This window comes from Ningiella ruwaisensis (genome assembly GCF_004798935.1).
GTDB lineage: Bacteria > Pseudomonadota > Gammaproteobacteria > Enterobacterales > Alteromonadaceae > Glaciecola > Glaciecola ruwaisensis.
Genome location: NZ_RAHT01000003.1, coordinates 115,195 through 140,181, shown reverse-complemented (window position 1 = coordinate 140,181; position 24,987 = coordinate 115,195). Strand labels below are relative to the sequence as shown.

Here is a 24,987-nt window from a genome sequence, read left to right as displayed (position 1 = left end):
AGAATAGCTAATTAATTTGTTTGTGCCAAATTTACACTATAACCTCATCAGCTCGACAAGTTTACTTTACTTTTATTAAAACAGCGCTGCATTTTCCTGTTTACGCTGGCCCAATGTCTTAGCAATCGCAGACACTGTAGTTTTGCTGATCCCTTGCTGCGTCGCAAGATAAGTAAATTGACTAATGGCTTCTGCAACTTCTTCAATGACTTGCTTTGCCTCATGCCAACTCCCATAGCCAGCACTTCTCGCTAGTTTTTGTATCACCTTAAGCGGTGGCGCTTTGCCATAACCTCCGAACGCAGTGGCGTGTTCGTTGAATGGATGTGGGCTGTAAGTAACATCGTAAAAAGGTGCAGGATCCCATTGACCGTCATCCGCTTGCAAAAACGCCCAGTTTTTACTGTGGTCGTCTTGGTTAGACGACAGCAGGTTAAACATGGCACGGCGAAATTGCAGTTGTCCAGCAGCTGGAGATTTACACAACTGACGGCTAGCTTTGATCAAGTCAATATAATCTAAGCTTGGCGTTCTAAAGTCTGCATCCAGCAGCCCGCAAGCGCTGTGCATATGCAATCGACCTGCACTGCGCTTGCTGCCCAAACCGGCCTGTTCAGTGACATAATCAAAACGCTTAAGCGCTAACCACGCAGACGCACCGCTTGTAGTTGGTGCTTCAATGAGTTGCCATTGCGGCGGTTGACACTTAGCAAGTTCTGCCATTTGCAAATAGACTGCCTCACACAAACCTTCTTCATGCCCGAGTGCGAGATTTTTAGAGGTAAACTTAACCAGCCAAGCCTCATCTCCAGGCTGAGCAAAGGTTCGACACTGCTGAGTTTCCCCTGCGGGCATATAAATCTGCGCCTTGGGCCTTGCTCCACCCGAACTACCTCCGGCGGCTAATGCGGCCAACACCTGTTGAGAATGCTCATCTAAGTGATCGCGGTTAGCGTCTATATAATCTGACATTGAAGCATCGAACAGCGTTTGTGCTTCTAAGCCCAAGGTTGCTAAATCAATATCCGCGTGCGTGGTGGCTGAAAACTCAGACACCGGAGAAAAAGACAATGCTCCCATACCTTTATCACCAACAAAGGCTAACCTATCCATCGCCGTTAATTGATTAGGCAGGATGCCCTTTTGCCGAAAAATACGATCTTGTAACAGCATGCCCCATCCATCGGGCAAACAATCTCCAAATACACCATGTACACCTTGATGCGGCTCTTTAGGTGCGGCTTGAACTTGCGTGTTCGCTTGCAAAGTAAAAGGTGATAAATTGGCAAACTGCTCTAAATAGCTGTCTACATACTGAAAAAAAGCACCTTGCCGATTCTGAGCCAAGACCCCTACAGGAACCTGCTCTCCTGAACTTAAGGTGCGGGTGACGGTGAGTTTTTGAATGGGTTTAAAAGTCATTTTTTAGCACCTCATCAATACTGGAGGGCATAGTGGTGCGCTCTTTGTTAGGTTGCGTGAGCTGATAAAGCCTCTCTAGCGAATCAAGGGTCTGCCATAGCAACAGCAATTGGCGAAATGAAATTTGCCCGGTCAGCTCAAACTTTTTAATGGTGGCCGCAGGTACGCAGCTTCGCTCAGCCAACGCAACTCGTGACAACTTTGCGCGCCTGCGTAACTCCCGCAAATAAGTCGCATAGGCTTGGCTTACATCGGTATCATCAAGTAAGGTAAAATTCATCAGCAACAATCACGTGGATACAGTTATATCTATTATAACGAAATAGAACATAATATGGATACTATTGTATCCATATTTTCTCGGGGTCGAATGGATTTAGTTTTGATATGTCGAACATATCTACACAGAAAAGTGTTATGTCGATTTGGACTGGAAATTTAAACATGACTCTGCAAGCGGAGCTAAAATCGTTTCGTTGAAATACTGCTCGGCGTGAAGGTTATAGTAGTTATTTGTCATCTAAGCAGAATAGCTAATTAATTTGTTTGTGCCAAATTTACACTATAACCTCAGCTTGATAAGTTTACTTAAACCTCGCTAACTCTTGTCTTAAAGCGCGAATTTGAGCGCTAAGCGCATTAAAACTGGCATCCGTTTTTTCTGCATTTTCAGATAGTTCTTCTGAAGTATTAGCAAGCATATTTGTCGACTTTGAAATTTCAGATGAAGCTATAGATTGCTCTTCAATCGCACTTGCGACTGAGAGCATCTGCTCACTTACTGATGAAATATGCTGCGCCACCGTGTCTATAATCGTTTTTGCTGAATCGGAGGAGTTGGAGACCGACGATGATTTCTCTACGCAGCTTTTCATTTTTTCTACCGATGCATTCGAAACTTGAATTAAATCGGCGGTTATTTCACTGATTTGCTCTGTGTTTTCTTTGGTGCGCATCGCTAGCTGTCGCACTTCATCAGCCACAACAGCAAAGCCGCGACCGTGTTCACCCGCTCGCGCAGATTCTATTGCTGCATTTAACGCCAGAAGGTTTGTTTGCTCAGAAATAGCTTTAATTGAAGCCATAAAACTTTCTATCTGATGACACTTTTCCGATAACAAAACGATTGCATCAGAGGTCGTTCCCAAATCTTTTTGTAAAGACGATACTTCTTGATTTGACCGCACTACAACACTTTTAGCTTTAACACTGGATTCTTTGGCATCGCTTGAGAGACGATTTACGTTGTTCGCGCGCTCGGCAACGTCGTCGTTATTCGCCGTCATTTCTTCAGTGGCCGCCGCTATTGTCGACACCTGACCACTCGTGTTAAAGCTAGCTTGTTTCATTTCTTTTGAGAGCAGATCGATTTCATCAGAGACGTCTGCGATACTATCAGCAACGCTTTTTGTCTGGCCGATAAACGAAGAAAACGCATCAATTAAGGTATTAAATTCCGCTAAAGATTTGCTTGTTTTAGAGGTTCTGACACTTAAGTCAAAAGCGTCTTTGTCTTTCATAATTTGATGAATAGCGTCTGACAGCTCCAATGCTGACATCGCTTCTTTCCGAGACTGAATGCTAATAAATGCGAGTACTATACCTTCTGAGATCGCAAACAGTGCATGTATTGCAAGGATGTACAGGGTTAGATAATTCTGCTCAAAGATATATACCGGCGAGCCATTTACTTGTAAGGCGTAAAATCCGATGTGATGAAACGCGACCACCAACACGCTTGATAAGACCACTTTCCAATCGCGATAAACTGTCGTTACGGCCATCACAGCAAAAATTTCAAAATGCATGAAGGTCACGCCGCCTGTTTGCTGTATATGAAGTGCAGCAAAAAGTTGCGTGGCGATTACTGCTGCGTGTCGTGTCAATGCGGCATCTTTAGCAAGACTAAACATTGCTAAGGGCAGTGATAATATAAAAATGCCCGCACCAAGCCCGAGTAATAAAGAGTCGGTGACATAACCAATAAAGAGGGTTAACACAAATTGAAAAATCAGCACGCCGCGGTAGACATGGTTACCTTTCTCTAACCAGGGAAGCGTCATAAGAATTGCCTAAAAATGAAAAACACATGCTTTATATCGACAAAATTGCATAAAGCATAAACGCTATTTTATAAACCAGCTCGACTAATGTCGATTTGATAAATCTCTGCCAGAGTCGGCTTTTGTATACTTATTTCAATGCCATCGGCCAGGTTGATATCGACGGTATCAACATACTCGTTGCCTGAAATATTATAGAACTGCCGTACTTTTGGTTTAAGCGCATCTTTTCGATTGGTTTTTATCACAACAGCAATATGGTTATTCGACAGCACAACCAAACTACCTACAGGATAAACACCCATACAGCGAATAAACTGCATTGCAAGTTTTGTATCGTAACCAAATTCTTTGTTGGAGATCATCTTTAAGGCTGATGCGGGCGTTGATTTTTTCTGGTGCGGGCGGTTGGTGGTCATTGCATCGTAACAGTCCACAATCGCAAGCATTCGGCTGAATTTGTGTATGTCTTCAGCAATAAGTTGATGCGGATAGCCGCTGCCGTCTAAGCGCTCATGGTGCTGTTCAATGGCAAGTTTTATTTCATTGTCGAGTTTCAGTGGCTCTAGCAACTCAAGTGAGTGCCAAACGTGCGCCTGAATGAGCTTATGCTCTTCTTCAGTTGGGCGGCCTTGCTTATTCAAGATGTGCTTTGGCACTTTAAGCATGCCAATATCAAAAAAGTAACCAAGCAAACCAAGGCGCTGGCAATCCACTTCAGAAAAACCTAAATGCTGCGCAAAGTGACACATTAAAATGGATGTATGCATGGCATGGTTACTCAAGTATTGGCCTTCATTTCGGATCATACTTAAACACAGCAATGCATCTGGATTACGCATTAAAGAAAGCTGTAACTCCGACACCAGCTTTTTTGATTCGCTTACATCAATTTTAAGTCCTTTTTCGATATTCAGTGCCAGCTTTTTATGGAGCTTTTTACATTCAATAACCAGCCCTTCAGCAATATCTAGCTCATCTTCAAAGCTACTTGGCGTGGGTGTTGAAAGCTTGGGAAATGCCAGGACCTCTTCAGATTCAAACTCGTCGTGCAAATCTATGGTCTCAAGTTGCTCTTTGATCTCGCTTTCTTTTATTTGCTCACTTTTGCTAGCCACATCAGCCTTTTTTGGCAGCTTTGGAGGCGAAGCTGGCTTCGCCGAAGTTTTAGGATTGGCGACTTTATGTTCAATCACAACAGATTCCACGCCACTAGCAATGAGCTGATCGATGATGTTTAAGTGGCGCACTCTTCCTTTCTTTTTTACTACCAGCTTACCCGATTGAACGGCGATGCTATGGATCACCATGCCAGGTTTGAGCTTTTCTACAGGAAGGGTATATCGTTTTACTGCTGTCATGATGTACCGATTAGATGGATGTTAAGGAATTTATCGGCATTCTTTATAAAGACTTCAGGGAATAAGCGCTTTAAATAGGAAAAAGATTAACAAAATAGCCGAGCAAAATGCCCGGCCTAAAGTCACACATTGGGAATGTATGTAAATCGAACTTAGTTAATAACTGACAATAAACGCTTGTCTGTTACCAATTCGCGAACGCCATGACCTTCACGCTCTTCAAACTCATTGCTTTCACACCATTTAGCAATACTGTTTATATCCAGCTTCGCGCAGCTTGGACGCACTGACCAGCTAACTTGAAGTGGTGAACACACTTGTTCGGTATATGACGGGCCAGTTGTTGAACCTAAAAACTCAACTGGCTCACCTGTTGTATCGGGGATCATTTTAGGCTGATGATAGCCGTTTACAACATTACCGTCGTAATCCATATCATTGAAGTCAAGGGCATCTGGGTCGTTCACAAGGGTGAAAACTTGCGTTTCAACACGTAAGTCTGGGTTGGCACATTTGTCTGATAAACAGCTTCCAAGGCCGGGGCCTGGTGCGACGTCACATGAGGTATGTACCCAATGCATTTCAATGGTATCACCCGGCTTGAGGTTTCCGCACACTTTACCTTCAGGTGCTTTCAGCTCCGCTGCGGTCAGGTTTTGGCTCATGCCACACATAAATCCAGCTCCTTCAGTTGCAGGCACTGAAAAGTCTTTTGCTCTGTGCTCTGCGTTTTTATGGAAATGGATATTACACAAATTCATTTGAGTGGAAGGAGGCGCCATTGAAAAAACAACCTTATTTTCACCATCGCGCTGGTCAATGTCTCGACTGGTTTGGGGTCCGTAGCCTTCGCATACATCTGCTGCAAGTACAGATGCACTTGCCATCGTCAATAAACCACCTAATAACAGCTTTTTCATAATATTTCCTTTAACCTAATTGACTGAATTACAACTTCTTTAATTTAAAGTGTTAACACTTTGTTTAGAGAGGTTTACGCCAAATATAGGGTAAAGATTAGCGTTTTCGATAACTAGTGGTTATTAAAATCTATTCTCCTATAACCAGAGTGTAAATTTTTAGCGCTTGAAAATTTTGAAATATTATAACAAAACATTTTTAAATTATTGATTTATATATTTTATTTTTCAAAATAACTGTTTTTCCGATCTTTAACACGCAAATCATCAGGAAAAAGTTGATATTAGTATCGGTAAAAAGGTTGAAGCTTTTATCCTGTATTGCCTATTAAGTAAAAGTGGCTTAACGTTGGTTACACGGTAATTCCTGAAAAAAAGAATAATTTGCAAATGAATAACGTTACTAGTGTGCCATTTTATCGAAGACTTCAAATAAATAATCGTTTTCGTTCACTTCAAGCCATGCTCACCACAGCCTTTTTGATGGTATTTACTGCTAATGCTTTTGCACTAAATAAAGATGATGCGTCACAAGATATCACGGCACTGAGCGCCACCGAACTGCAGCAAAAGATAGCCGTGCAAGAGATTACGGCTGTTGAAGCAGTCAATGCCTATTTGTTGCGCATAGCAGAACTGGATCGCGACGGACCGCAAGTGCAATCTATTATTGCATTAAATCCACAGGCTTTAAAAATTGCCTCTGAGCGCGACCAAGAAGCAAAGCAAGGAAAGCTGCGCGGACCGCTTCACGGCGTTCCAGTGTTAGTAAAAGACAATATTGAAACATCGAATATGCCCACCACGGCTGGCAGTTTGGCTTTGATCAACAATCACACAAAGCGAGATGCGCCAATCATTCAGCGTTTAAAGGAAGCTGGCGCAATCATTCTTGGCAAAACCAATTTGTCTGAGTGGGCTAATTTTCGTGATGAAGATTCTGTTTCCGGCTGGAGTGCAGTAGGTGGACAAACCCGAAACCCCCACAGCCTTGATCGAACACCTTGTGGCTCGTCATCTGGCACAGGTGCAGCTATTGCCGCGCATTTTTCACCGCTTGGTATTGGAACTGAAACCAACGGGAGTATTATCTGTCCTTCTGCGATGAATGGCATTGTTGGGGTCAAGCCTACCGTTGGCTTGCTTTCACGCACGCATATTGTGCCTATTTCTGTTACGCAAGATACCGCTGGTCCTATGACGCGCACAGTAAAAGATGCCGCGCTGATGCTAAGCGTCATGGCAGGCAGCGATACCACCGACCCTGCTACAACGCTCGCTGATAAAAACAAACGAAACTATGTTGAAGTGTTAGACACGCCATTAAAAGGCAAACGCATTGCGGTTTTTAGAGCCGTGCAGTCTGATCATAAGGAAATTGTTGACGCATTGGATGAAGCGGTTTCGGTGCTTGAATCGCAGGGCGTAGAAATTGTAGAAATTGATAAATACGAAACGCCTGAAGGTTTTTGGCCCAAGGCTACGCAGTTGTTGTTGATTGAGTTTAAACATGAGCTAAATAAGTATTTATCCCAAGCTGCACCTGACGTGGAAGTTCGAAGCTTGGAACAATTAATTGCGTTTAACAAAGCAAACGAACGCGAACTGGCGATTTTTGGTCAGTCTTTATTTATTGATGCACAGGCAACGCAAGGTTATAACGAAGACTATAAAGAACTTTTGCGTTTTTTACAGCAATCAACCCGCAAGGATGGTATCGACAAATTACTCAAAGAATATGACGTCGACGCTGTAATGATGCCTTCTCAAACGCCCGCATTTTTAATTGATCCGATATATGGCGACAGCTTTCCGGGCGGTTTTGCCGGTGCCGGGTGGATGGCGGCTATCGCCGGTTACCCGCAAGTGTCTGTGCCCATGGGAAGCATGCGAGGGTTACCTGTTAATGTGAGTTTTATGGGCACTGCATGGGATGAGGCAACACTTTTGAATATTGCCTATCAGTATGAGCAAGCATCTAATAAGCGTATCGAACCTGAACTTGCTTCTGGTAGTTTTGAGCACAGCCAATTTAAAAAGGCGATGAAAGCGCTAGATCGGTAGAGCGGTAAAGTCGATAAACGCTTCGCCAAACAAAAAGCCAGCTACATGCTGGCTTTTTGCTGATACTTTCTAATAAGGTAAGCGCCTTACTTGATCACTTAGCCTTTTTTCATCCAAGCTGAACACCAGCCGTCAGCAGCTACTACTTTGCCTGGGAAGATGCCACAAGGGCGCCATTCAGCACCTTCTTCACCTTGGATATACATACAGTTTGCACAGTTGGCACCTTCAACTTCTGAATTGTGCGTATACTTAAGCGCTACAGCAGTTGGGTCATCCAATTCCAGCTTTTCCTGGGCATTTGCACGCAATGCCACACCACCAAGCGTCATACCAATTAAAGTGGTGCCTGATAGCTTTAAAAAGTCACGGCGATCAAGATTTTTCATAGCTTTTCCTTTTTCGTTAACAAATGATTGTTCATTCTTGTTTTGTGCAACATTCGTAGCTTGCTCAATCTAACAATAATGATAATTATTCTTTTTTAGCTAGACCTTAAACGACAAAGGCTCACCACGCGGTGAGCCTTTGTCAATTGAAAGAAGCGCTAAAATCACACATCCTCAACAAGACGAATGAAATATAAATTCAACTGTTTATAGTTATACACTAAGAATTTGGATTCACCAAATTCAATTTGGTTCGATTTAGATGCAGATCAATGTTGCATTTTCTGTACGGCATCATTTTTAATGGGCCAAGAAAACTCATGTGCCGGGATCCTCTTTGTCTGTATCGGCCTTTTGTTGCTCCTCATCCACCGGCAGTTTCATTAATATCCAAACAATGGCTGCTACAAAGGCAAGCGCTATACCGCACACGATTAATAGTTGATCAAAATTTGGGATCATTGAACTACTCCTCCAACTCGCGCACTTCTTCGCCCGCTTTTGCATAGGCAAAACGCGCAATTCTCGAGGTGGTGTGATAGCCATCTAAACTTGAAACCGCTATCGAACCTGCCGCTTCAATATTGATGTAGCCGTCATCGGCTTTGTAATTATTCGCGGTAACAACTTCAACAATCTCGCCAATCACCAACTCCGTTTTGTTTAATTCAATAAGCTGGATATCTTTTAACTTTACACCTATTTTAATATGGCTTTGAGAAACGTAAGGCGCTTCCAGACGAGTACTGTACTGCTCCGTAAGTCCAGTAGCCTCAAATTCACTTTTATCGCTGTCAAAACGCGCTGAACTTAAATGCGCCTCTTTTACAATATCGGCATTTACGTGGTTTATAGTGAAATAACCGGTGTCTTTAATGTTTTGCAGTGTGTCGCGCGCAACGGTGTGTGGTCTCATTAACATACCAATCAGCGGCGGATTAGCACCGACGTGAAATACGCTACTCACTATGGCTAAATTTGTGATGCCGTTTTTGGATTTTGTGCCAATTAAATTGGCGCTTTTAAAACCTGATAGGCTATTAACAAAGTTCGCCCGCTCAAATTTCTCCATGTGCTGGATGGATTCACTGCTGTAAACGCACTCACTGTTCGTCAAACTCATTACTCGTCATCCCGTTTTGCAATAATCTCTAGTCCGAAACCCGTATCCTGAACATATATTTCAATGGGTGAACAGCAAATTTGGCAATCAACAATCTGCTGCTGACCGATATCGTTATCTTCATCTATTTCGATGTCGTTGTAGGTCATGCAGTATGGACACTCAAATTTTTCAGGGCGTGTTAGGCTCATAAACTCCTCAATTTTCAACTTCCCTGTTGTCTATGCTTAGTTTAAGTACTGAAGTTTAATTACTGAAAATTTGATTGGCTGGTTCTTTTTTTAAAGCGCTTTAGAATAGTTTTAACAACAGGCGCAGTTACGGCGATGTTTGCTCATTTTGCCAATGCCAGGATTAAATGTGTTGGTAGGGTCTAGCGACTGATAAAAACTTTGCAGCGCTTTTTCAGCTTCGTATAAATGCCCAACATTGTGTTCGGCTGGATATTTTGCGCCGCGTTCATCTAAAAGCGCCAGCATTGCTTGTTTAACGGCTTTTGCGTCAGCGCCTTTTTTTAGCACATAGTCTTGATGAAAAACGTGGCAAAAAAAGTGACCGTAATACAGGGATAATTCTATCTGCGATGAAATTTCTTCAGGAAGGCTTTCTACCCAATTAAGTTCGTTGCGTTTAAGTGCAATATCTAGGGCAAGGATTTCTCCGACTTTATCTTGATGCAATGTTTGATAACGCACTGCTGCCCCGGCCGCGGCAAATCGATGCAAAAAAGCAGCCTGACTTTCTTGTTCATTGCATTCGAAAAAATCGCCTTCATTTTCAGTTTGAGCAAAAAAGCCGGGTAAAAACGCTTTTGCTTCTTCAATACCACCGTCGCTCATTTTTAATATCAGGTGATGTTCGTATTTGTAATAAAAGCCTTGCATTCTGCTCGGCAAATGGTGAGGAAGCAGCCGCGCTATAAATTGCATAAAAATATCACTTAGCTCATGAGGTATGAGTGGCAATCGTTTATTAATTTTACGCAGATACGCATCTACCCGACCTTTAATGGCAAAAAGTTTAGGCATAGCATCTGTGCCGAAGTGTTTGATGCTTAAAAAGGTGTCTTTTCCGTACTTTTCAGAAATGCGATACATATCTTTGTGCATGTATTCGCCTACCTCGGGGAGGTGTTCAAAATCGCTCAAAATACTGCGGCGCAGGCGAGTCAGCACTTGTGCGTCATTTGTGCCTATGTAAAAAGTTTGTTCTTTTTGCGGCGTCGCAAAAGTATCTAGGCGTAACGCGAATACCGCAATTTTTCCTGCACAACCGCTTGCTTCATAAAGTTTACTAGGGTCAGCGTTATATCGGCTAGGCGTATCAGCATTGATGTCTCTTACGTGAGCGGGATAATCTGAAGCACTGGCTTTTTTTCCACTTGATTTATCATCGCCAGAGTTTAAGCTTTTCGCGAAATTCCCCGACTCTAAATTTGTAAGCATTTCTTCCGGGGTATCACCCAAATCTATACCTAAGTGATTAACTAGCACTAACTCACCTTGCTCATTTACCTTAGCAAATAAGGCAAGTTCAGTGTACGCAGGGCCGCGTTTGACAAGCGCCCCTCCTGAATTATTCGCAACGCCACCAACAATGGATGCCCCCAAGCAGGAAGAGCCGATAACAGAATGCGGCGAACGCTTTAAAGGTTTAAGTGTTTTTTCAAGTGTGTGTAAGGTGGCACCGGGTAAACACAGCACCTGTTCACCTTTTTTATCATCGTCTCCAAGCACGAACAACGATGACATGGCCAGCGTATTTATTACAACCACTGGCCTATCGTAATCACTATCGCTTTTGCCCATTTTGCCTTTTGGTGTAGAGCCTTCGGTTAAACCGGTGTTGGCAGCTTGCACAATAATGATGGTTTTATGATTTACGCATATTTGAAGCGCTGACCAAAATTGCAACAAGCTTTGAGGAAACAACACGCATAGAGCCTCCCCTTCGCCCGAGCGCCAGCCTTTCCGATAATGGGCGGTTTTATTTTGTTTAACTTCGACGAAGGGCTGACCTAACGCAGCTACAAAATCGTTTAGAATGTGAGCGTGATGTTCAGAATGATTCATGATGAGCGCTTATTTGCTTTTGACGGCATTCAAATCGCGCAGCGTCCCGTGCTTTAAGTTTGGTAAACCGAAGTTTAACAACAACACGCCTTAAGTGGGAGTGTTTGTTTGAGTCAATTTATCTGTAACCTTCACATAAATTATGCGGAGTTTAATCTATGAAGCTTCAGATGTGGCCAGACTTAATAACCCATTAAAATCAAAATGCTTAAAACGAAGCAAACTATGCCGATCTTACTGGCTTTTGATGCCAAATCTACAACGATATCAATAACTTCTGCAGACGTTTTTTGTGGTTCGTTCATTTTCAATCTCCTCAACAAAGCAACTTCTCACACATTCCATGCATGAATACTTAAGCGGCAATATTAATGAAATCTACAGCGCTACTACAGCTTTTTTGCGCACAAAATAGCCAAGTCACTGTCTGTTAACGAAATTTAATTTATGTTTCAATTTTGTTACAAGAGCCCGAGGGTAATTTGCCAAAAAGATGACTTTTTTGACAAAAATTTGTCAGCCTCAAGACCAGAATCTTGTCCGTTTACAATGAAGTATTTCAAACCGCTCAAAAATCTATTTGATGTAAACATGCATATATAAAAAGCATGAAAGGACAAACGAAAAACACACCTAAACGTCAAAGACAGGGTCTCTGCCCCTTGTGTGGTCGCGATGTGAATCTTACGTTTCACCATCTTATTCCGAAAAAAATGCATAGGCGCAGCCATTTCAAAAAGCATTTTACGAAAGCGGAACTGGCGAGTGGGATCGACATTTGTAGAAAATGCCACGACGGGCTTCACAAAACCTATAACGAAATGGAACTTGCCAAGCAATATAATACCATTGAGGCACTAAAATCTGATGAAAGACTCAGTGCGCATTTTGCCTGGGTAGCCAAACAAAAGGTAAAAAAACTCTAAGGTAACTGCGTTAGTCAGCTCCTAAAATAGCAAGTATCTGTTCGCGAATGACCTCTCGTATCATGTCAATGTCTTGCGCGTCCAAATCCTCTTTACCTAAGCCTCTGATGAGTGATTCGCGCGCGACCAAAAAACTAATGGCTTGCCCAAACAATGCATGGCTTTGCACTTTCACCCTTGGATCATTTTCATCTTTACCTAAACAACATGCCAAAAGCTTGGCTTTAAATCCTTGCATATGCTGGTAATAACGTCGATAAAAAATGTTGTAGGCTTCAGTAGGAGAGGCATGCTCACGCATGATAAGCTGCGCCCAGCGCTGCGTTTTAGGGTCTTTTAAAAAGAACTCACAGAAGCGATCCATAATGTTTAAATATGCGGCTTTTGACTGCGCTTTATTCAATTTAAGTCCAGAGCTGTCCTGATTGAGTTGCTTGCCAAGCTCATTGCCAAGACCTTCACCTAGCCCCTCACCCAGCTCTGCCCAGATTTCATCTACGATGTAATGCATACACGCCAAGTATAGCCCTTTTTTATTCCTGAAATAGTAGGGAATAGCGGCAATATTCGCCTTTGCTTTTTCTACCACGCTGCGAGTTGTAGCTTTAAGCCCATATAAACCAAACTGTTCAATACCCGCCTCGATGAGCGATATGGCGGTGCTGCTATTTCGAATATCGTCTGTGATCATGCTTCGTTGAGTTTGTGCCAATTCTAAATAACTCATGCTTTTACCTCTAGCTCATGTTGCTGGCTGCCGGAACTGCGCTTGGTGGGAACTGCAAAAAATAGTGCGTACAAGGCAGGAACCACACCAAGGGTTAATACCGTTCCTACCGCAAGACCAAAGGCAATGGCGCCAGACATTGCGTAGAAAAGCGCATCCTGCCCCAGAATTAAAGGCATTAAGCCTAAAATTGTGGTGGTGGTCGACATGATAATGGGGCGAAGCCTTATTACGCACGCACTAACAAGGGCTTCAAACTGTGCGTTTTTATCTTCACTGTCGTTTAGCGCATTAATTTCAATGTCGATGCGATCAATCAGCACAATGGCGTTATTGATGATAATACCTGCCAATGCATACAAACCTAGAATAACCATAAAACCAAAATCACCTTGCAGCACATGCAAACCTATGGCCGCACCAATGATAATAAGCGGAATCGTCGTTATGATGATGGCAGTGCGTCTGAAGGACTTAAATTGCCCAACAAGCAAAAGCAAAATAATAGCAATACACAGCGGCAAATTTTTATTCAGTGACTCCTGAGAGTTCTTTGAATCATCAATCACGCCATCGTATTCAATGCTATAGCCGTAAGGTAGACTGTCGCGTAGCTGATTTAATGCAGGCTCTATTTTGGGCACCATATCTTCTGCGTTCATTAGCGCGTTTTTACCCTCAACGGTAACGGTACGAAACAAATTTTCTCGTGCGATGCGAGCAAAACCGGTTTCATATTCCAAGGTTGCCACCTGCATCAAAGGAATATTTTGCTCCAGGCCTGATGAAAAAACAGTTACGGTTTCAAGCCGATCCAATTTGAATCGTTCTGTCTCTGGCGCTCTGAAAATGACAGGCAAAATATCGTCACCTTCTCTAAACTCAGTGACCACAAGGCCGCTGAAATAGCTTTGTAGCGATTGTGCAATATCTTGTGAACTTACCCCGGCGCGGCGCGCCTGTTGCTGATTCACATTAATTTTGATTTGAGTAACGCGATTTTCCCAGTCATTCCGGACATCATAAGAGCCTTCTACGCTTCGTAAAATAGCCTCTATTTCCTGGGCCTTTTCAAAAATGAACTCAGCATCAGGTCCTTTTATTTGTACATCAATTTTGCTGGAGTCTGAAGGGCCCAGAAACATTTTGGTCACGCGCGCAGCCACTTGCGGATATTTGCTGGCAAACATTTCTCTTAATGCATCAATTGTCGGCTGGGTGTGTTTACGGTCCCCCACATCAATCATAAAAAAGGCTTTGTGCGGTTCAGTGTCGATAGGGGTGAGGGAAAGTACAAATCGCGGGCCGCCAAAACCGCCATAGGCCACATGTTTTTTGATGTGAGGAAAAGCTGACTTGTCATCTAAATCCTGCATCACCTTGTGCATAACATCTTCTGTTTCACGCATGGAGCTGCCCGCCGGTAAATCCATATAAACCAGCACCTGCGAGCGGTCTGAGTCGGGAAAAAACTTAACCGGGACCTGACTCATTCCAAAACCACCCGCGAAAAACAGCACCAGCATGGCGATGAGAAAAACAGCTTTGTGGGCAAGTACCCAGCGCAGAAGCATCTCATACGTGGGGTTGATGCGGTCAAACACAGCATTGATCTTTTGTCGTACAATGCCTTGCTCTTCTTTGGTTTTAATTTCAACAAAGTGATAGCAAAGCAGTGGTGTCACTGACAGAGACAGAAACCACGATATCAACAGCGAAATCAAAATCACCAAGGAGACAGAGCGCGTGTATTCGCCTGATGCGCTGTCTGCAAGCATCAGGGGTAAAAACACTAAAATCGTGGTTAACGACGAGGTGAGCAAAGGAATTGCCAGTGTCGAACCCGCCTGAAGAACGGCGTCTTTTCTGTCTTCACCTTCTTCTAAACGGCGCTTGAAATCTTCGGCCACCACAATACCGTTATCTACCAGCACACCAAGCGCAATGATTAAGGTTGCCAATGACATTCTTTCCAGCGCCATGCCGCTGAATGCCATCACCGACAAGGTAATTAAAATCACTGATGGCACAATTGAGCCAACGATGATGCCCGTTCTAAGCCCTAAAAATAAAATGACCACCGCTGAAACAATTGATAAGGTTTGAATAACGTTGAAACTCACGCCTTCAACCGCAGCCGTCACAACATCAGCCTGTCGAGTAATGACTTCTAATGTGTAGCCTGCCGGGATGGATTGCTGCATATCGTTTATCAGCGCTTCCATCTCTGGCGTAAAGGCCAGCACGTCAGTCGCGTCATCTTTAGCGATGGCAAAAACAATGGCCGGCTCGCCGTTAAAGTAGGCAGTGCGAACAGGTGGATCAACCGTTTGACGACTCACCATCGCTATATCTTTGACTTGAATGGATTGCTCAAGACCAGGCACGGTGATCAAGGTATTGGCGATATCGTCAATCGACTCGTAATTACCGGTTGGTTGCAGCGTTAAATTAGTGCCATTTGCGTCTATTGTTCCTCCGGGTCGGATGATATTTTGCTGCTGCAGCGCCTGAATCATTAAATTAGGCGCGACGCCAAGCTGCGCCAGTTTTGCATTTGCAATTTCGATAACGACTTGTTCAGGCTGAATACCCAGCAAATCGACTTTTTTTGTGCCCTCAACAGTGAACATAAAGTCGCGAATATGCTGCGCCATATCAAAGCGTTCACCCCACGAAATATCCTCTTCAGCCAGAAGCGCCACCGTTAAGACGGCCACATCGCCAAAGCTATCGTTTACGCGAGGAGTGCTGGTACCTTGCGGTAATTCATTAACCACCAAATCGATTTCCTGACGCATATCATCCCAGATTTGGTCGAGCTCATTGTATTCATCTTCAATTTGCACATGAATTATCGATTGTCCCACCAATGACACCGAGCGTATCTCTTTCACCTCAGGCAGCTTTTGAATGGCTTCTTCAAGTGTTTTTGTGATGAGTAGTTCAACACGCTGAGCAGGAAAACCTTCTAAAGTGGTGGTAACAACAGCCTCTCGGATGGTCACTTTTGGGTCTTCTTGCGCAGGCAAATTAAAATAACTATACGCACCAAACACCATCAGCGAGACGACTACCGCCATGAGCAGTCGGTTGTAAACAAGGCTTAATCCAGAAATATTCATGTCGTCTCAAGCCCTATTGATTGATGGTTTGAGGATATTCATTGGCGACTTTTACCTGCTGCCCTTCGCGTAAAAAATCCAAACCTGATCGCACGATTTGATCAAGGTCTTGAGAGGCTGTAAAAATAGCATAATCATCTTGCAACAATTCGACATCTACCTCGACTTTTCTCAAGGTATAAAATCCGTAAGTTACGAGTGTATCTTGCTTTGATTGCTCGCTTTGATTTACATCGCTATTTTTTACCAAGGCATAAACGTAGTGCGAATTTTTCGCCCCGGCTGCGACCGCCGACAAAGGTGCGCGCAGGCTATTGCTAGCAATATCTTTGACTTTGGAAACAAAGGTGACTTCGGCTGACATACCTGCTTGTAACAAAGGCAAAGGCGCGTTTTTATCAACGAATGCATCAACTAACGTATCGCCTGAATCGCTTGAGTATGCATCTAAAGCCACCGTAACCGGAAAAGCATTGGCTCGTTGCGCCTGATTACCTCGCTCAAACACCGTTCCGGCTATTCGCTGGCGCGCTTGATTAACAATAATATCCACATTCGCGGTATCGCCTACTTTAATTTGATTGATCATGGATTCAGGAACCAGGACAGATACTTCCAGAGCATTGCTGCCCTGAATGGTAAAAATAGCGTTGGAAGGGGAGACTTGTTGAGAAGGTTCGATATGTCGCTGAGCGACCGTTCCATCATAAGGGGCGACTAGCTTTGTGTCAGCTAAATCTTCATAAGCCATTGCAAGCTGAGCTTTAGCGATTTCAACCTGGTCACTTAAGGATTTAAAGCGCGCTTGAGCAACATCAACTTCTGCCTGAGAGACAGCTCCCGAGGCAACAAGTTGGGTTTTACGCCGCAAATCCAACTCGGCTTCAGTCAGACGAGCCTGCGCTTCAGACAATTGCCCTTCGCGTTGACGTACCGCCAATTGAAATACCTTATCTTCAATTGTGGCCAGTACATCACCCTTTTTAAAATTATCGCCTAAATTTACGTTGACCTTTTCAATAACCCCTGGAATTTCGAAGCTCAGCACGCTTTGGTCCACCGGCTGCAAGACGCCCGAGAGAGTTCTTTCTACCTGCTTGTCTGCAGGCTCAGGCGAAACGGCAAACACGGTTTTCATAATCGCATTGTGATCTTTGGTCTCACTGCAGCCGCTGATAAATGCGCTTAACGTTAACACTAGCGCAAGAAGTGTGAGCAAATGACCTTGTGGCCTTGCCGTGAGCATTTTTGCTTTCATGAAAACTCCTTTGTAATCAACGATCAAAATATTATGCGAACGATGACGTTGTTAGCGAAATCAAACGAATCAAAACTAGAGTACGGTTAAATTAAATCAAAAGATTAAATCATTTGATTTAATTTGTCGAGTTTGATGTATAAATTGGCTATTTATATTTGACCTGATATTGGAAGAAAGACGTCATCGTGGCGAAGGCCACGATGACGATTCGCTGTAGCTAACTTCCAACAGAAATTGCGAATTTTCGCGTTGTTTCTTTTATTATTGAGCGGAATTGCCCTATCACTGTATTTTTAACCAGTAATTGTTTAATATGCTCCTGCCACGGCAAGAAGCAAGCGTTAAAACAGTTCCTTATAAATCGTTACTAAAGCAATTAAGCCATGAAAAAACTGCCTACCTACTATTATTTAAGTCATTTCCACGAATTTTTGTCATTTGTGAAAGGTCCTTGCGCAGATCTCTTGCACGGTGAACACCTGCAATTTATTGACGATTTTCATGCTGCAGATAAAAACGAACAATGCACATTGGTCAGATGCATTAATCGCAAACATAGCGTGATCAAAGTCGCTTCACTGCGCTTTGAAGAACTGCCTGACATTAATTTACATATAGAAGCTTTAGTTCAGCGGGGCTGGTTGAGTAATCCAAAAGAGCAAGACAAGCAAGCGTGGATTAACAGTCTTACCAAAGAGGAATTACTGAGGCTTTATCAAAAGTGTTCGAATGCGTCCTGCGAAACACCAGCAGAATTAGAGCAGAGTGGGCGCGTATCATTGAGTTTACCGCGCGCTTCTTTGGTTGAGGCCTGTATGTCGCTCGAAGCAAGTGCTATGTGTAATTCCGACATGGCAGGCGCTTATATTGTTCGTCGAATTGACCCTATCATTGATTACTTTTTGTTTTTATTTTTCGGCAATATCAAAGCGCGCCTAAATCAGTTTTCTCTAAGGGATTTAGGGGTAATGAACACGCGCGATGAGAAAGCGCAGATGGAGTCTCGCTTTGATTGTAAAGATGCGGCGCTAAGTAGTTTTCGATATTCCACTTATTTATCGTCTTTCCGCCGACTTTTTTTCCAGTCAGAACAAGATATAAGCGAGTTTTTAGGTGCACTTCCAGCGCCTGTAGGCCAGCAAGCAAGCGAGAAGCAGCATCAGCTTTTATTTGAAGCAGGCAAGACTATGCTGCAATTTAATGCCAGCTCAGGTTTAAGCCTGCTTGCGTTATCTGATGCTCAGGATGCACAGGAAAAATGGTGCAGAGAAGCCTATAAACAGGGCAAAAAAGACGCCGTCAAAGAAAAGCTACTTGCGATACTGGAGAATCCTGGCACCGACAAGCTACTTGCGTTTGCTGAAGATTTTCTGGCGCGAAAATACGAACAAAAACGCACAAGCCTGCTGACGGATATGTTACGCGAGGGCAACCAGCACCTTAGCATTGACGAAACCTTCAGGGGCAACGTTGAACGAGGGGTTATTGCGTATTACAAAAACAAGGGGGTGCAGGCATACCGCACTGAAAACAGGCTATTTAGAAGCTTGTTCGGTTTGTGCCTTTGGCAGGAATTGTTTGAATTGCCCGGCTTGGGTCTTGCGACTCAGTTTGACTATTTGCCTAACTGTTTAAAGCAAAACAATTTTTATGAACAAGCAGGGGAGGCCATCGAGGCAAAATTTAGCCAAATTAACTCTGACAAAACCTTGATGAAACTCTTAAGTGAAAACGCTGCCAAATATTACGGCAGTGGTCAGGGTATTTTTAATTGGCGCAGCGACCTGCTTGAACAATTGCACTTGCTGGTTCAGCACACTGATGTAGAGGCGCTCAAACAGGTATTGAGACGAATGAGCCAAGACTGGCAAGCATGTCATGATGGCTTTCCGGACATAATGGTATTAAACAGTGCTTCAGATGCCTCCGACAAACAAGCAAGCCTGCATTTTGAAGAAATCAAAGCAGAGGGTGATGTACTCAGGCGCAATCAACTTGCCTGCATCCGGCATTTAAAAGAAGTGGGGATAAAAGTGCTTATCACCACCGTCAATTTTATTACCGACCCTGATCAGCCCTATGTAGTGGTGGATATTGAAACCACCGGAGGGCGCTCTCAATATCACAAAATTACAGAAATCGGCATGGTCAAACTGGTACGCGGTGAAATTGTGGACTCCTGGCAAAGCTTGCTTAATCCGCAACGTCGAATTCCTTCCAATATAACCGCTCTTACCGGTATTAGTGATGACATGGTTCAAGACGCGCCATTATTTGCTGATGTCGCCGATGAAATTGATGCTTTTACTCAGGATGCTATTTTTGTAGCGCATAATGTGAATTTTGATTACGGCTTTATTCGCGAGGAATACGCCCGAATTGAGCGCATGTGGCGACGACCTAAACTATGCACGGTGCAGTTAATGCGCCGCTATTATAAAGGTTTGCCCTCCTATTCCCTGGCAAACTTAACAAAGCATTTTGGTATCGATATGCAGCGCCATCACAGAGCGATGTCTGATGCGCTGGCCGCCAGCGAACTTCTCAACCTGGTCAACGAAAAGCGCTTTACACAGCAAAATGCCGAAGTTGCCTGTTAAATCGCCGTTATAAGGAATTTATTTTGTGTTAAATGAAATATCATAACTGAATTACGTAACCCGCGTTGCTATGTTCCCCATGTCCGCAATTCGCATCTTTTATCACACAACACAAGCGGACAAATTAGACTTAAAAGGATGGCAAATGTTATTTAAGTACGCTGTTATTGCGGCGAGTATAGCCTCGTCTTTTTACACTTTGGCAAATGATCTTGAGCAGATTGGGCGCACAGACACACAAGCGCAGGCTCCCGAACTCTCTTCTGAACTTGCATCTGTTGAGCAAATAAAGGTGACGGGCACGCGTCTGCCAGATGCGCCTGTTGGTGCGCTTTCCATTATTTCGCGAGAAGAAATAGAGCAAATTAACCCGGCGTCTACCATCGACCTGTTGCGCCGAGTGCCTCATTTAGATATCGCCGAAAATGGCAATGCAGGCGGCTTTTCCTATGTATCAATTCGTGGCGGTGAATTTAACTTCACTTTGGTAATGATTGATGGGGTTGCCGTGAACGATTCGACCAATAGCCGTGGCGGTGGCTTTGATTTTAATCAGGTTAATCCAGCCGCTATCGAGCGCATTGAAGTATATCGAGGCGGTATCAATACCATTTATGGTGGCGAGGCAGTAAGCGGCGTTATCAATATCATTACTCGTGAACAAACGCGACCTGTCATAAGCCTTGAAGCCGGCTCAAATCGTCAGCTAAATGCCAGCCTGACGGGCTCGCATGCAGTAACTGAAAATATTGATTTGCTGTTGTCAGCTTCAACGCAAAATAAAACGGTCTCTGATTTTGAGAGCGTGCATTCTCGTCAGGGACTTGCCAAACTTAGTGTTGACGGTGAGCGTAGCCAGTATAATGCGCTCGTTACCTACAATAGCACTGATGTAGAAGGTTTTACCGAAGACAGTGGCGGTGAATTACTTGCGATACCCCGCATCAGTGAAGCGCGTGATAGCGAACAGTGGTTATTCAGTACAACGGGGATATGGAGCGTAAAGGACTCTGTTAAGCTACACGGAAATTTATCATTTTTAGAACGAGAGGAAAGCATCAACAACCCCGGTATTGCTCCTGGCGTCTTTGACGGCATTCCTGCAAGTCTAATCACCTCGGAATATGAGCGTGGTGAAGTGGATCTTTATGCTGACTGGCGAGTAAGCCCAGAAACGTCATTCATTGCAGGGCTAAACCTTCGTCAACAAGATGGTAAAAATCGCGGCACACTTGATTTTGGTTTCCCGCTGCCAGTCGATTACGATTTTTCACAGGACACAAAATCTGCCTTTGTTGAAGCACAGCATACAATTGATGCGCTCACCATACAGGGCAGCATTCGCTATGATTCTCCGGATGACTTTGATAGCGAGACCTCATTTCGTTTAGGCGCCAACTATGCGCTTGATGAAACAAGCAAGCTGTTTGCTGTGTTTAATCAAGGCTACAAACTGCCGAGTTTTTTTGCTCTGGCGCATCCGCTAGTCGGCAATGCTGATTTGCAACCTGAGCGAAGTGACAACTTTGAACTTGGTTTTGAGCATAGTATTGGCAATGACCTAAGCTATTCACTTGTGTATTTTTATAATCAGTTTGAGGATTTGATTGACTTTGATGCTGCTCTTTTTACCAATGTAAATCGCAATGCGGTAGATACTCAGGGCATTGAATTTGATACCCGTTTTGCGCTATCTAACAATGTGGCGCTTACAGCAAATGTTCGCTATTTAGATATTGATGCAGATCAAGGCGTCACGCTTCGCAAGCGTCCTTCCTGGGCGGGAAATTTGCAGCTTGATTACACCTACCAGGCGCTTAGCACTGCTATCTTTGTTGATTTTAGAGACGAATTTTTAGATAGCGCTATTCCCACTGGCTACGTAGAGCTTGGTGGATATGCTACCCTTGGCGCAAGTGCCTTATATGACTTTAATGAGCATATTGATATTACATTTAATATCGAAAACGCACTGGGCAAAGAGTATCAAGATGCGGTTGGCTTTGTGCAGGACGATATCGAAGTGCGTTTTGGTCTTATCTACGCATTTTAAAATATGCATGTTAAAACCGACTAAATGAAGTGAACTCAATTAGGGTACTGCGGGTAAAAGTAAGCATGAATATCAATCAACTTTACCCGCAACTATGTCCCTTGCAAAGCAACTAACTGAGGCGGAAGTATCTCGCGTCATTGAAATGGCGTGGGAAGATAGAACCCCTTTTGAAGCGATTGAAAAGCTTTACGGGCTTAGTGAGCCCCAAGTCATTGAGTTAATGCGAAGCAGTATTAATCGTAAAACCTTCAACAATTGGCGAGCGCGAGTAAGCGGGCGCAAAACCAAGCATAAAAAACTGCGCAGCCCTGAGGTGTCTAGAGGCTATTGCCCCACGCAGTATAAGCCTAGTCGAAAACGCTGACATTATTTATGTGTGAAGCTATCGCTTAAACCGAATCCGAACGCATAGTCAATACGCGCTTAATTTCTTCCTTCGGCTTTATCAAGCAACCCTCTTCTAAACTGTGGTGTCACGTCAAAAAACCAGGTGAATCGACGCTGATTTTCTGGTGCTTGTACAGTCATTTTCTGAATAGGAATTTGTTGCAGATACACCAAATCCTGTCCCACTGCAACCAGTTGGTGCAGCTGAATGAAAGCGTATAAGTCGATACTTGAATTGATATGCAAGGCTTGTTGAGGACTTTGACCATCACCCGTTCGCCAAATGGCTTCAATTAAAGAATCCAGCACATAGGTGTGAAACCTTGCCAGTCGCTCATCTCCCAAGCCTTGCGCGCAAAGGCTGGCGGCATGATGGCCGGTAAGTGAAGTATAGTTTTGCGCTAGCATCTCATTTGCCGCATTGATGCAGGCTTGATATTGACCTTCTTCAATATAGGTTTCGGTTAACAATTTACCCGCCGCTTGCTTGTCGTCGTTTGGTTGATAAAAAGAAGTTAGCGGGTAAACGGCTAAAATCCTATCAAAGGTATCGGTATTTGCCACTTGATTGATAATCGTTTGCTTGAGCGCTAAATAATCTTTATCACTTTTAGCGTAGTTAACAATATTTTTAGGTTGGCTGGCACAACCTGATAAAAGTGCTGTAAAAAGCATGGAAACTAAGATAAGAGCTAAAAAGCGCTTAAGCAAAAGTAAATATTTCATTTTACGTATAGTTTATGTTTGTGACGCTATCACGAATAAAAGTGATGACAATGATGATAGCAAAATCAGCTATAAGTAACGATAAGCCCTTAGAAGAACAAAGTCTATCTTATCAAAGCCATAATATTCGAGTTAGTTGTTGTAATCTTTGCAGGACTGATATTTCAGATTTACTGTCTTTTTAGTCAATCACCGAACAAAATCTTTAAAATACTCGTAAAATCATAAGCTTATTAGAGTAAATTTTGGTATGGAAATCGCTTGGATAAAAATAAAGAAAAGTACAAAGAGAAACATAAAGAAAAATATAAAGAGAATTGTAAATAAAAACGGTAAATAGAAATTAAATCGCGTTAACTAAAAACCAAACGGCAGTAAAAAACCTATAGGAACTATGAATTCGCTTCAACTCGCTGACATTTTTCACGCACTTTGTATCATCGCATTTCTTTTGCTCATCGCTAACATAATCAAGCGTAGTTTGCTTAAAGGCTTGATTGTGCCATCTTCACTCATTGCCGGGGCGCTTGGTTTAGTGCTCGGGCCGCAGCTATTAGGGCAGTTTTTTTCACTTAGCGTGGCAGGTGAAAATATATGGATCACGCAAACCAGCGTTGATATTTTTAAAGCCTTGCCCGGATATCTGATAGTTATCGTTTTTGCAGGTCTATTTTTAGGTAAATCTATTCCGAGCTTGTCAGAATCACTAAACAGCAGCCTGCCGAATCTAGGCTTTGGCTATACTATCGCCATTGGGCAGTATGTGGTTGGTATGATTGCCACCTTATTAATTATTATACCCTTTTTTGACCTGCAGCCCGCTGTAGGTGCGCTTATTGCGGTAGGATTTCAGGGAGGGCATGGCACGGTAGCAGGCCTCGGTAGTACCTTTGACGAAATAGGTTTTACGAATGGACTTGATTTGGGTTTGGGTATTGCAACAATCGGACTTATCAGTGCAATCATACTTGGCACGATCATGTCCAACGTCTCGAATAAACGCGAAGACGAAGACAGCAAAGCAGAGCCACAAATAGGTGAAGATGACGACCTTCGCAAAGTAAAAGACCGTCCGATAGGGCTTCAGTTTGCTATCTTAGGAGCCGTTATTGCCGTGGCATGGCTTTTACTTAGCGCGTTGCAGTTAGCAGAAAATGCCGTATTTGCTGATTCAGATGTTGCAATTATGAAATACATGCCGCTTTTTCCCATTGCAATGATGGTGGGATTGGTCACACAAGTGCTTTTAAATAAAGCTGGCGTTGGGCATTGGAGCAGTCACTATCAAATAAATCTTATTTCCAATCTTTCGCTCGACATACTTATTGTATCAGCCTTGGCAGCGTTAGATTTATCAGTATTGGCGGACTATTGGCAGGCCATTGCTTTATTAGGCGCAGTTGGCGTGATTTACAGTGCTTCGGTGTACTTTTTTGCTGGCAGTTGGTTTTTTCAAAACAACTGGAAGATTAGAGGCCTAGGTGAATTAGGGCAGTCTATGGGGACGACGGCTGTTGGCTTGTTGATGCTAAAGCAGTCGTCTGGTAAGCCTCAAGCGCACATTAAACCCTTTAGTTACAAACAGCCTCTTTATGAACCTGTTGTGGGGGGAGGGCTGGTCACCGCCTTAGCTATTCCCACGATTGCTGCAATAGGTGCAAAAGCGTTCGCGGGAATAATGAGCGCTTTGCTGCTCATCATAGTTGCAAGTTTTTATTTAACCGCCAAACGCGCCAAATAAGTGAAGGCGCGTCGGGTTAATTTT

General features: G+C 43.5%; 21 protein-coding genes. 6 read left to right on the top strand and 15 right to left on the bottom strand.

The genetic code is table 11. The features are described from left to right. Positions 1-75: 75 nt before the first annotated feature. The 5 genes from D6V41_RS06970 to D6V41_RS06950 all read right to left on the bottom strand — a co-directional run bounded on the left by D6V41_RS06970 (position 76) and on the right by D6V41_RS06950 (position 5,766). Positions 76-1,422, bottom strand: a complete 1,347-nt coding sequence (locus D6V41_RS06970; protein ID WP_136250777.1) for a type II toxin-antitoxin system HipA family toxin — start codon at positions 1,420-1,422, stop codon at positions 76-78. Next, positions 1,412-1,702, bottom strand: a complete 291-nt coding sequence (locus D6V41_RS06965; protein ID WP_136250776.1) for a helix-turn-helix domain-containing protein — start codon at positions 1,700-1,702, stop codon at positions 1,412-1,414. Before D6V41_RS06965 ends, D6V41_RS06970 begins: the two co-directional genes overlap by 11 nt. Before the next feature lie 304 nt (positions 1,703-2,006). Beyond that, entirely contained in the window at positions 2,007-3,485 is a 1,479-nt protein-coding gene (locus tag D6V41_RS06960; protein ID WP_136250775.1) for a methyl-accepting chemotaxis protein, read from the bottom strand. 68 nt (positions 3,486-3,553) lie between these two features. Continuing rightward, positions 3,554-4,846, bottom strand: a complete 1,293-nt coding sequence (locus D6V41_RS06955) for a cyclic di-GMP phosphodiesterase (RefSeq protein ID WP_136250774.1) — start codon at positions 4,844-4,846, stop codon at positions 3,554-3,556. Between the two features lie 152 nt (positions 4,847-4,998). Beyond that, complete coding sequence (locus D6V41_RS06950; RefSeq protein WP_136250773.1) at positions 4,999-5,766, bottom strand: delta-class carbonic anhydrase; 768 nt, start codon at positions 5,764-5,766, stop codon at positions 4,999-5,001. Positions 5,767-6,156: 390 nt separating this feature from the next. On the opposite strand from D6V41_RS06950, the gene D6V41_RS06945 reads away from it, so the two are divergent. Continuing rightward, the gene (locus D6V41_RS06945) at positions 6,157-7,830 is read left to right on the top strand and encodes an amidase (protein WP_136250772.1); all 1,674 of its coding nucleotides are present in this window, start codon (positions 6,157-6,159) and stop codon (positions 7,828-7,830) included. 98 nt (positions 7,831-7,928) lie between these two features. Here the strand turns inward: D6V41_RS06945 and D6V41_RS06940 are convergent, their stop codons facing one another. From D6V41_RS06940 to D6V41_RS18435, 6 genes are all read right to left on the bottom strand, one after another. After that, on the bottom strand, positions 7,929-8,219 hold the full coding sequence (locus D6V41_RS06940) for a high-potential iron-sulfur protein (protein ID WP_136250771.1): 291 nt from the start codon (positions 8,217-8,219) through the stop codon (positions 7,929-7,931). 318 nt (positions 8,220-8,537) lie between these two features. Next, positions 8,538-8,681, bottom strand: a complete 144-nt coding sequence (locus D6V41_RS18150) for a hypothetical protein (protein ID WP_168710982.1) — start codon at positions 8,679-8,681, stop codon at positions 8,538-8,540. Between the two features lie 4 nt (positions 8,682-8,685). Further along, the gene (locus D6V41_RS06935; protein ID WP_179952545.1) at positions 8,686-9,342 is read right to left on the bottom strand and encodes a flavin reductase family protein; all 657 of its coding nucleotides are present in this window, start codon (positions 9,340-9,342) and stop codon (positions 8,686-8,688) included. Then, positions 9,342-9,533: a zinc ribbon domain-containing protein gene (locus tag D6V41_RS06930; RefSeq protein ID WP_136250770.1), complete on the bottom strand. Its 192-nt coding sequence runs from the start codon at positions 9,531-9,533 to the stop codon at positions 9,342-9,344. The genes D6V41_RS06935 and D6V41_RS06930 overlap by 1 nt, the downstream gene beginning before the upstream one ends. 111 nt (positions 9,534-9,644) lie before the next feature. Then, a complete protein-coding gene (gene dld / locus D6V41_RS06925; RefSeq protein WP_136250769.1) occupies positions 9,645-11,414 on the bottom strand; it encodes a D-lactate dehydrogenase in 1,770 nt (589 codons plus the stop codon). 182 nt (positions 11,415-11,596) lie between these two features. Then, entirely contained in the window at positions 11,597-11,719 is a 123-nt protein-coding gene (locus D6V41_RS18435; RefSeq protein WP_277750966.1) for a hypothetical protein, read from the bottom strand. Positions 11,720-12,022: 303 nt separating this feature from the next. Between D6V41_RS18435 and D6V41_RS06920 the strand changes: the two genes are divergently transcribed. After that, the gene (locus D6V41_RS06920; protein WP_136250768.1) at positions 12,023-12,340 is read left to right on the top strand and encodes a hypothetical protein; all 318 of its coding nucleotides are present in this window, start codon (positions 12,023-12,025) and stop codon (positions 12,338-12,340) included. Between the two features lie 10 nt (positions 12,341-12,350). On the opposite strand, the gene D6V41_RS06915 is transcribed toward D6V41_RS06920, so the two are convergent. Genes D6V41_RS06915 through D6V41_RS06905 form a run of 3 tightly spaced genes read right to left on the bottom strand, consistent with a single transcriptional unit; the run spans position 12,351 to position 17,450 of the window. Continuing rightward, on the bottom strand, positions 12,351-13,067 hold the full coding sequence (locus tag D6V41_RS06915) for a CerR family C-terminal domain-containing protein (protein WP_136250767.1): 717 nt from the start codon (positions 13,065-13,067) through the stop codon (positions 12,351-12,353). Beyond that, the gene (locus tag D6V41_RS06910; protein ID WP_136250766.1) at positions 13,064-16,192 is read right to left on the bottom strand and encodes an efflux RND transporter permease subunit; all 3,129 of its coding nucleotides are present in this window, start codon (positions 16,190-16,192) and stop codon (positions 13,064-13,066) included. Before D6V41_RS06910 ends, D6V41_RS06915 begins: the two co-directional genes overlap by 4 nt. 13 nt (positions 16,193-16,205) lie before the next feature. Further along, entirely contained in the window at positions 16,206-17,450 is a 1,245-nt protein-coding gene (locus tag D6V41_RS06905) for an efflux RND transporter periplasmic adaptor subunit (protein ID WP_136250765.1), read from the bottom strand. Positions 17,451-17,836: 386 nt separating this feature from the next. Here D6V41_RS06905 and D6V41_RS06900 point away from each other — a divergent pair, with 386 nt between their 5' ends. The 3 genes from D6V41_RS06900 (at position 17,837) to D6V41_RS06890 (ending at position 22,473) form a co-directional block, all read left to right on the top strand. Beyond that, positions 17,837-20,053: an exonuclease domain-containing protein gene (locus D6V41_RS06900; RefSeq protein ID WP_136250764.1), complete on the top strand. Its 2,217-nt coding sequence runs from the start codon at positions 17,837-17,839 to the stop codon at positions 20,051-20,053. A 145-nt stretch (positions 20,054-20,198) separates the two neighbouring features. Beyond that, positions 20,199-22,106, top strand: coding sequence for a TonB-dependent receptor plug domain-containing protein (locus D6V41_RS06895; RefSeq protein WP_168710981.1), 1,908 nt, complete (start codon positions 20,199-20,201; stop codon positions 22,104-22,106). Between the two features lie 94 nt (positions 22,107-22,200). Beyond that, positions 22,201-22,473: a TIGR03643 family protein gene (locus tag D6V41_RS06890; RefSeq protein WP_136250762.1), complete on the top strand. Its 273-nt coding sequence runs from the start codon at positions 22,201-22,203 to the stop codon at positions 22,471-22,473. A gap of 59 nt (positions 22,474-22,532) precedes the next feature. Here the strand turns inward: D6V41_RS06890 and D6V41_RS06885 are convergent, their stop codons facing one another. Then, complete coding sequence (locus D6V41_RS06885) at positions 22,533-23,222, bottom strand: DUF4919 domain-containing protein (RefSeq protein ID WP_136250761.1); 690 nt, start codon at positions 23,220-23,222, stop codon at positions 22,533-22,535. 394 nt (positions 23,223-23,616) lie between these two features. Here D6V41_RS06885 and D6V41_RS06880 point away from each other — a divergent pair, with 394 nt between their 5' ends. Beyond that, positions 23,617-24,963, top strand: a complete 1,347-nt coding sequence (locus D6V41_RS06880; RefSeq protein ID WP_136250760.1) for a sodium/glutamate symporter — start codon at positions 23,617-23,619, stop codon at positions 24,961-24,963. The last annotated feature ends 24 nt before the right edge of the window (positions 24,964-24,987 follow it).

Bases quoted from the DNA above. Each gene is read 5' to 3' on its own strand.
- D6V41_RS06970 (WP_136250777.1), bottom strand. From the start codon at position 1,422: ATGACTTTTAAACCCATTCAAAAACTCACCGTCACCCGCACCTTAAGT.
- D6V41_RS06965 (WP_136250776.1), bottom strand. From the start codon at position 1,702: ATGAATTTTACCTTACTTGATGATACCGATGTAAGCCAAGCCTATGCG.
- D6V41_RS06960 (WP_136250775.1), bottom strand. From the start codon at position 3,485: ATGACGCTTCCCTGGTTAGAGAAAGGTAACCATGTCTACCGCGGCGTG.
- D6V41_RS06955 (WP_136250774.1), bottom strand. From the start codon at position 4,846: ATGACAGCAGTAAAACGATATACCCTTCCTGTAGAAAAGCTCAAACCT.
- D6V41_RS06950 (WP_136250773.1), bottom strand. From the start codon at position 5,766: ATGAAAAAGCTGTTATTAGGTGGTTTATTGACGATGGCAAGTGCATCT.
- D6V41_RS06945 (WP_136250772.1), top strand. From the start codon at position 6,157: ATGAATAACGTTACTAGTGTGCCATTTTATCGAAGACTTCAAATAAAT.
- D6V41_RS06940 (WP_136250771.1), bottom strand. From the start codon at position 8,219: ATGAAAAATCTTGATCGCCGTGACTTTTTAAAGCTATCAGGCACCACT.
- D6V41_RS18150 (WP_168710982.1), bottom strand. From the start codon at position 8,681: ATGATCCCAAATTTTGATCAACTATTAATCGTGTGCGGTATAGCGCTT.
- D6V41_RS06935 (WP_179952545.1), bottom strand. From the start codon at position 9,342: ATGAGTTTGACGAACAGTGAGTGCGTTTACAGCAGTGAATCCATCCAG.
- D6V41_RS06930 (WP_136250770.1), bottom strand. From the start codon at position 9,533: ATGAGCCTAACACGCCCTGAAAAATTTGAGTGTCCATACTGCATGACC.
- dld (WP_136250769.1), bottom strand. From the start codon at position 11,414: ATGAATCATTCTGAACATCACGCTCACATTCTAAACGATTTTGTAGCT.
- D6V41_RS18435 (WP_277750966.1), bottom strand. From the start codon at position 11,719: ATGAACGAACCACAAAAAACGTCTGCAGAAGTTATTGATATCGTTGTA.
- D6V41_RS06920 (WP_136250768.1), top strand. From the start codon at position 12,023: ATGAAAGGACAAACGAAAAACACACCTAAACGTCAAAGACAGGGTCTC.
- D6V41_RS06915 (WP_136250767.1), bottom strand. From the start codon at position 13,067: ATGAGTTATTTAGAATTGGCACAAACTCAACGAAGCATGATCACAGAC.
- D6V41_RS06910 (WP_136250766.1), bottom strand. From the start codon at position 16,192: ATGAATATTTCTGGATTAAGCCTTGTTTACAACCGACTGCTCATGGCG.
- D6V41_RS06905 (WP_136250765.1), bottom strand. From the start codon at position 17,450: ATGAAAGCAAAAATGCTCACGGCAAGGCCACAAGGTCATTTGCTCACA.
- D6V41_RS06900 (WP_136250764.1), top strand. From the start codon at position 17,837: ATGAAAAAACTGCCTACCTACTATTATTTAAGTCATTTCCACGAATTT.
- D6V41_RS06895 (WP_168710981.1), top strand. From the start codon at position 20,199: ATGTTATTTAAGTACGCTGTTATTGCGGCGAGTATAGCCTCGTCTTTT.
- D6V41_RS06890 (WP_136250762.1), top strand. From the start codon at position 22,201: ATGTCCCTTGCAAAGCAACTAACTGAGGCGGAAGTATCTCGCGTCATT.
- D6V41_RS06885 (WP_136250761.1), bottom strand. From the start codon at position 23,222: ATGAAATATTTACTTTTGCTTAAGCGCTTTTTAGCTCTTATCTTAGTT.
- D6V41_RS06880 (WP_136250760.1), top strand. From the start codon at position 23,617: ATGAATTCGCTTCAACTCGCTGACATTTTTCACGCACTTTGTATCATC.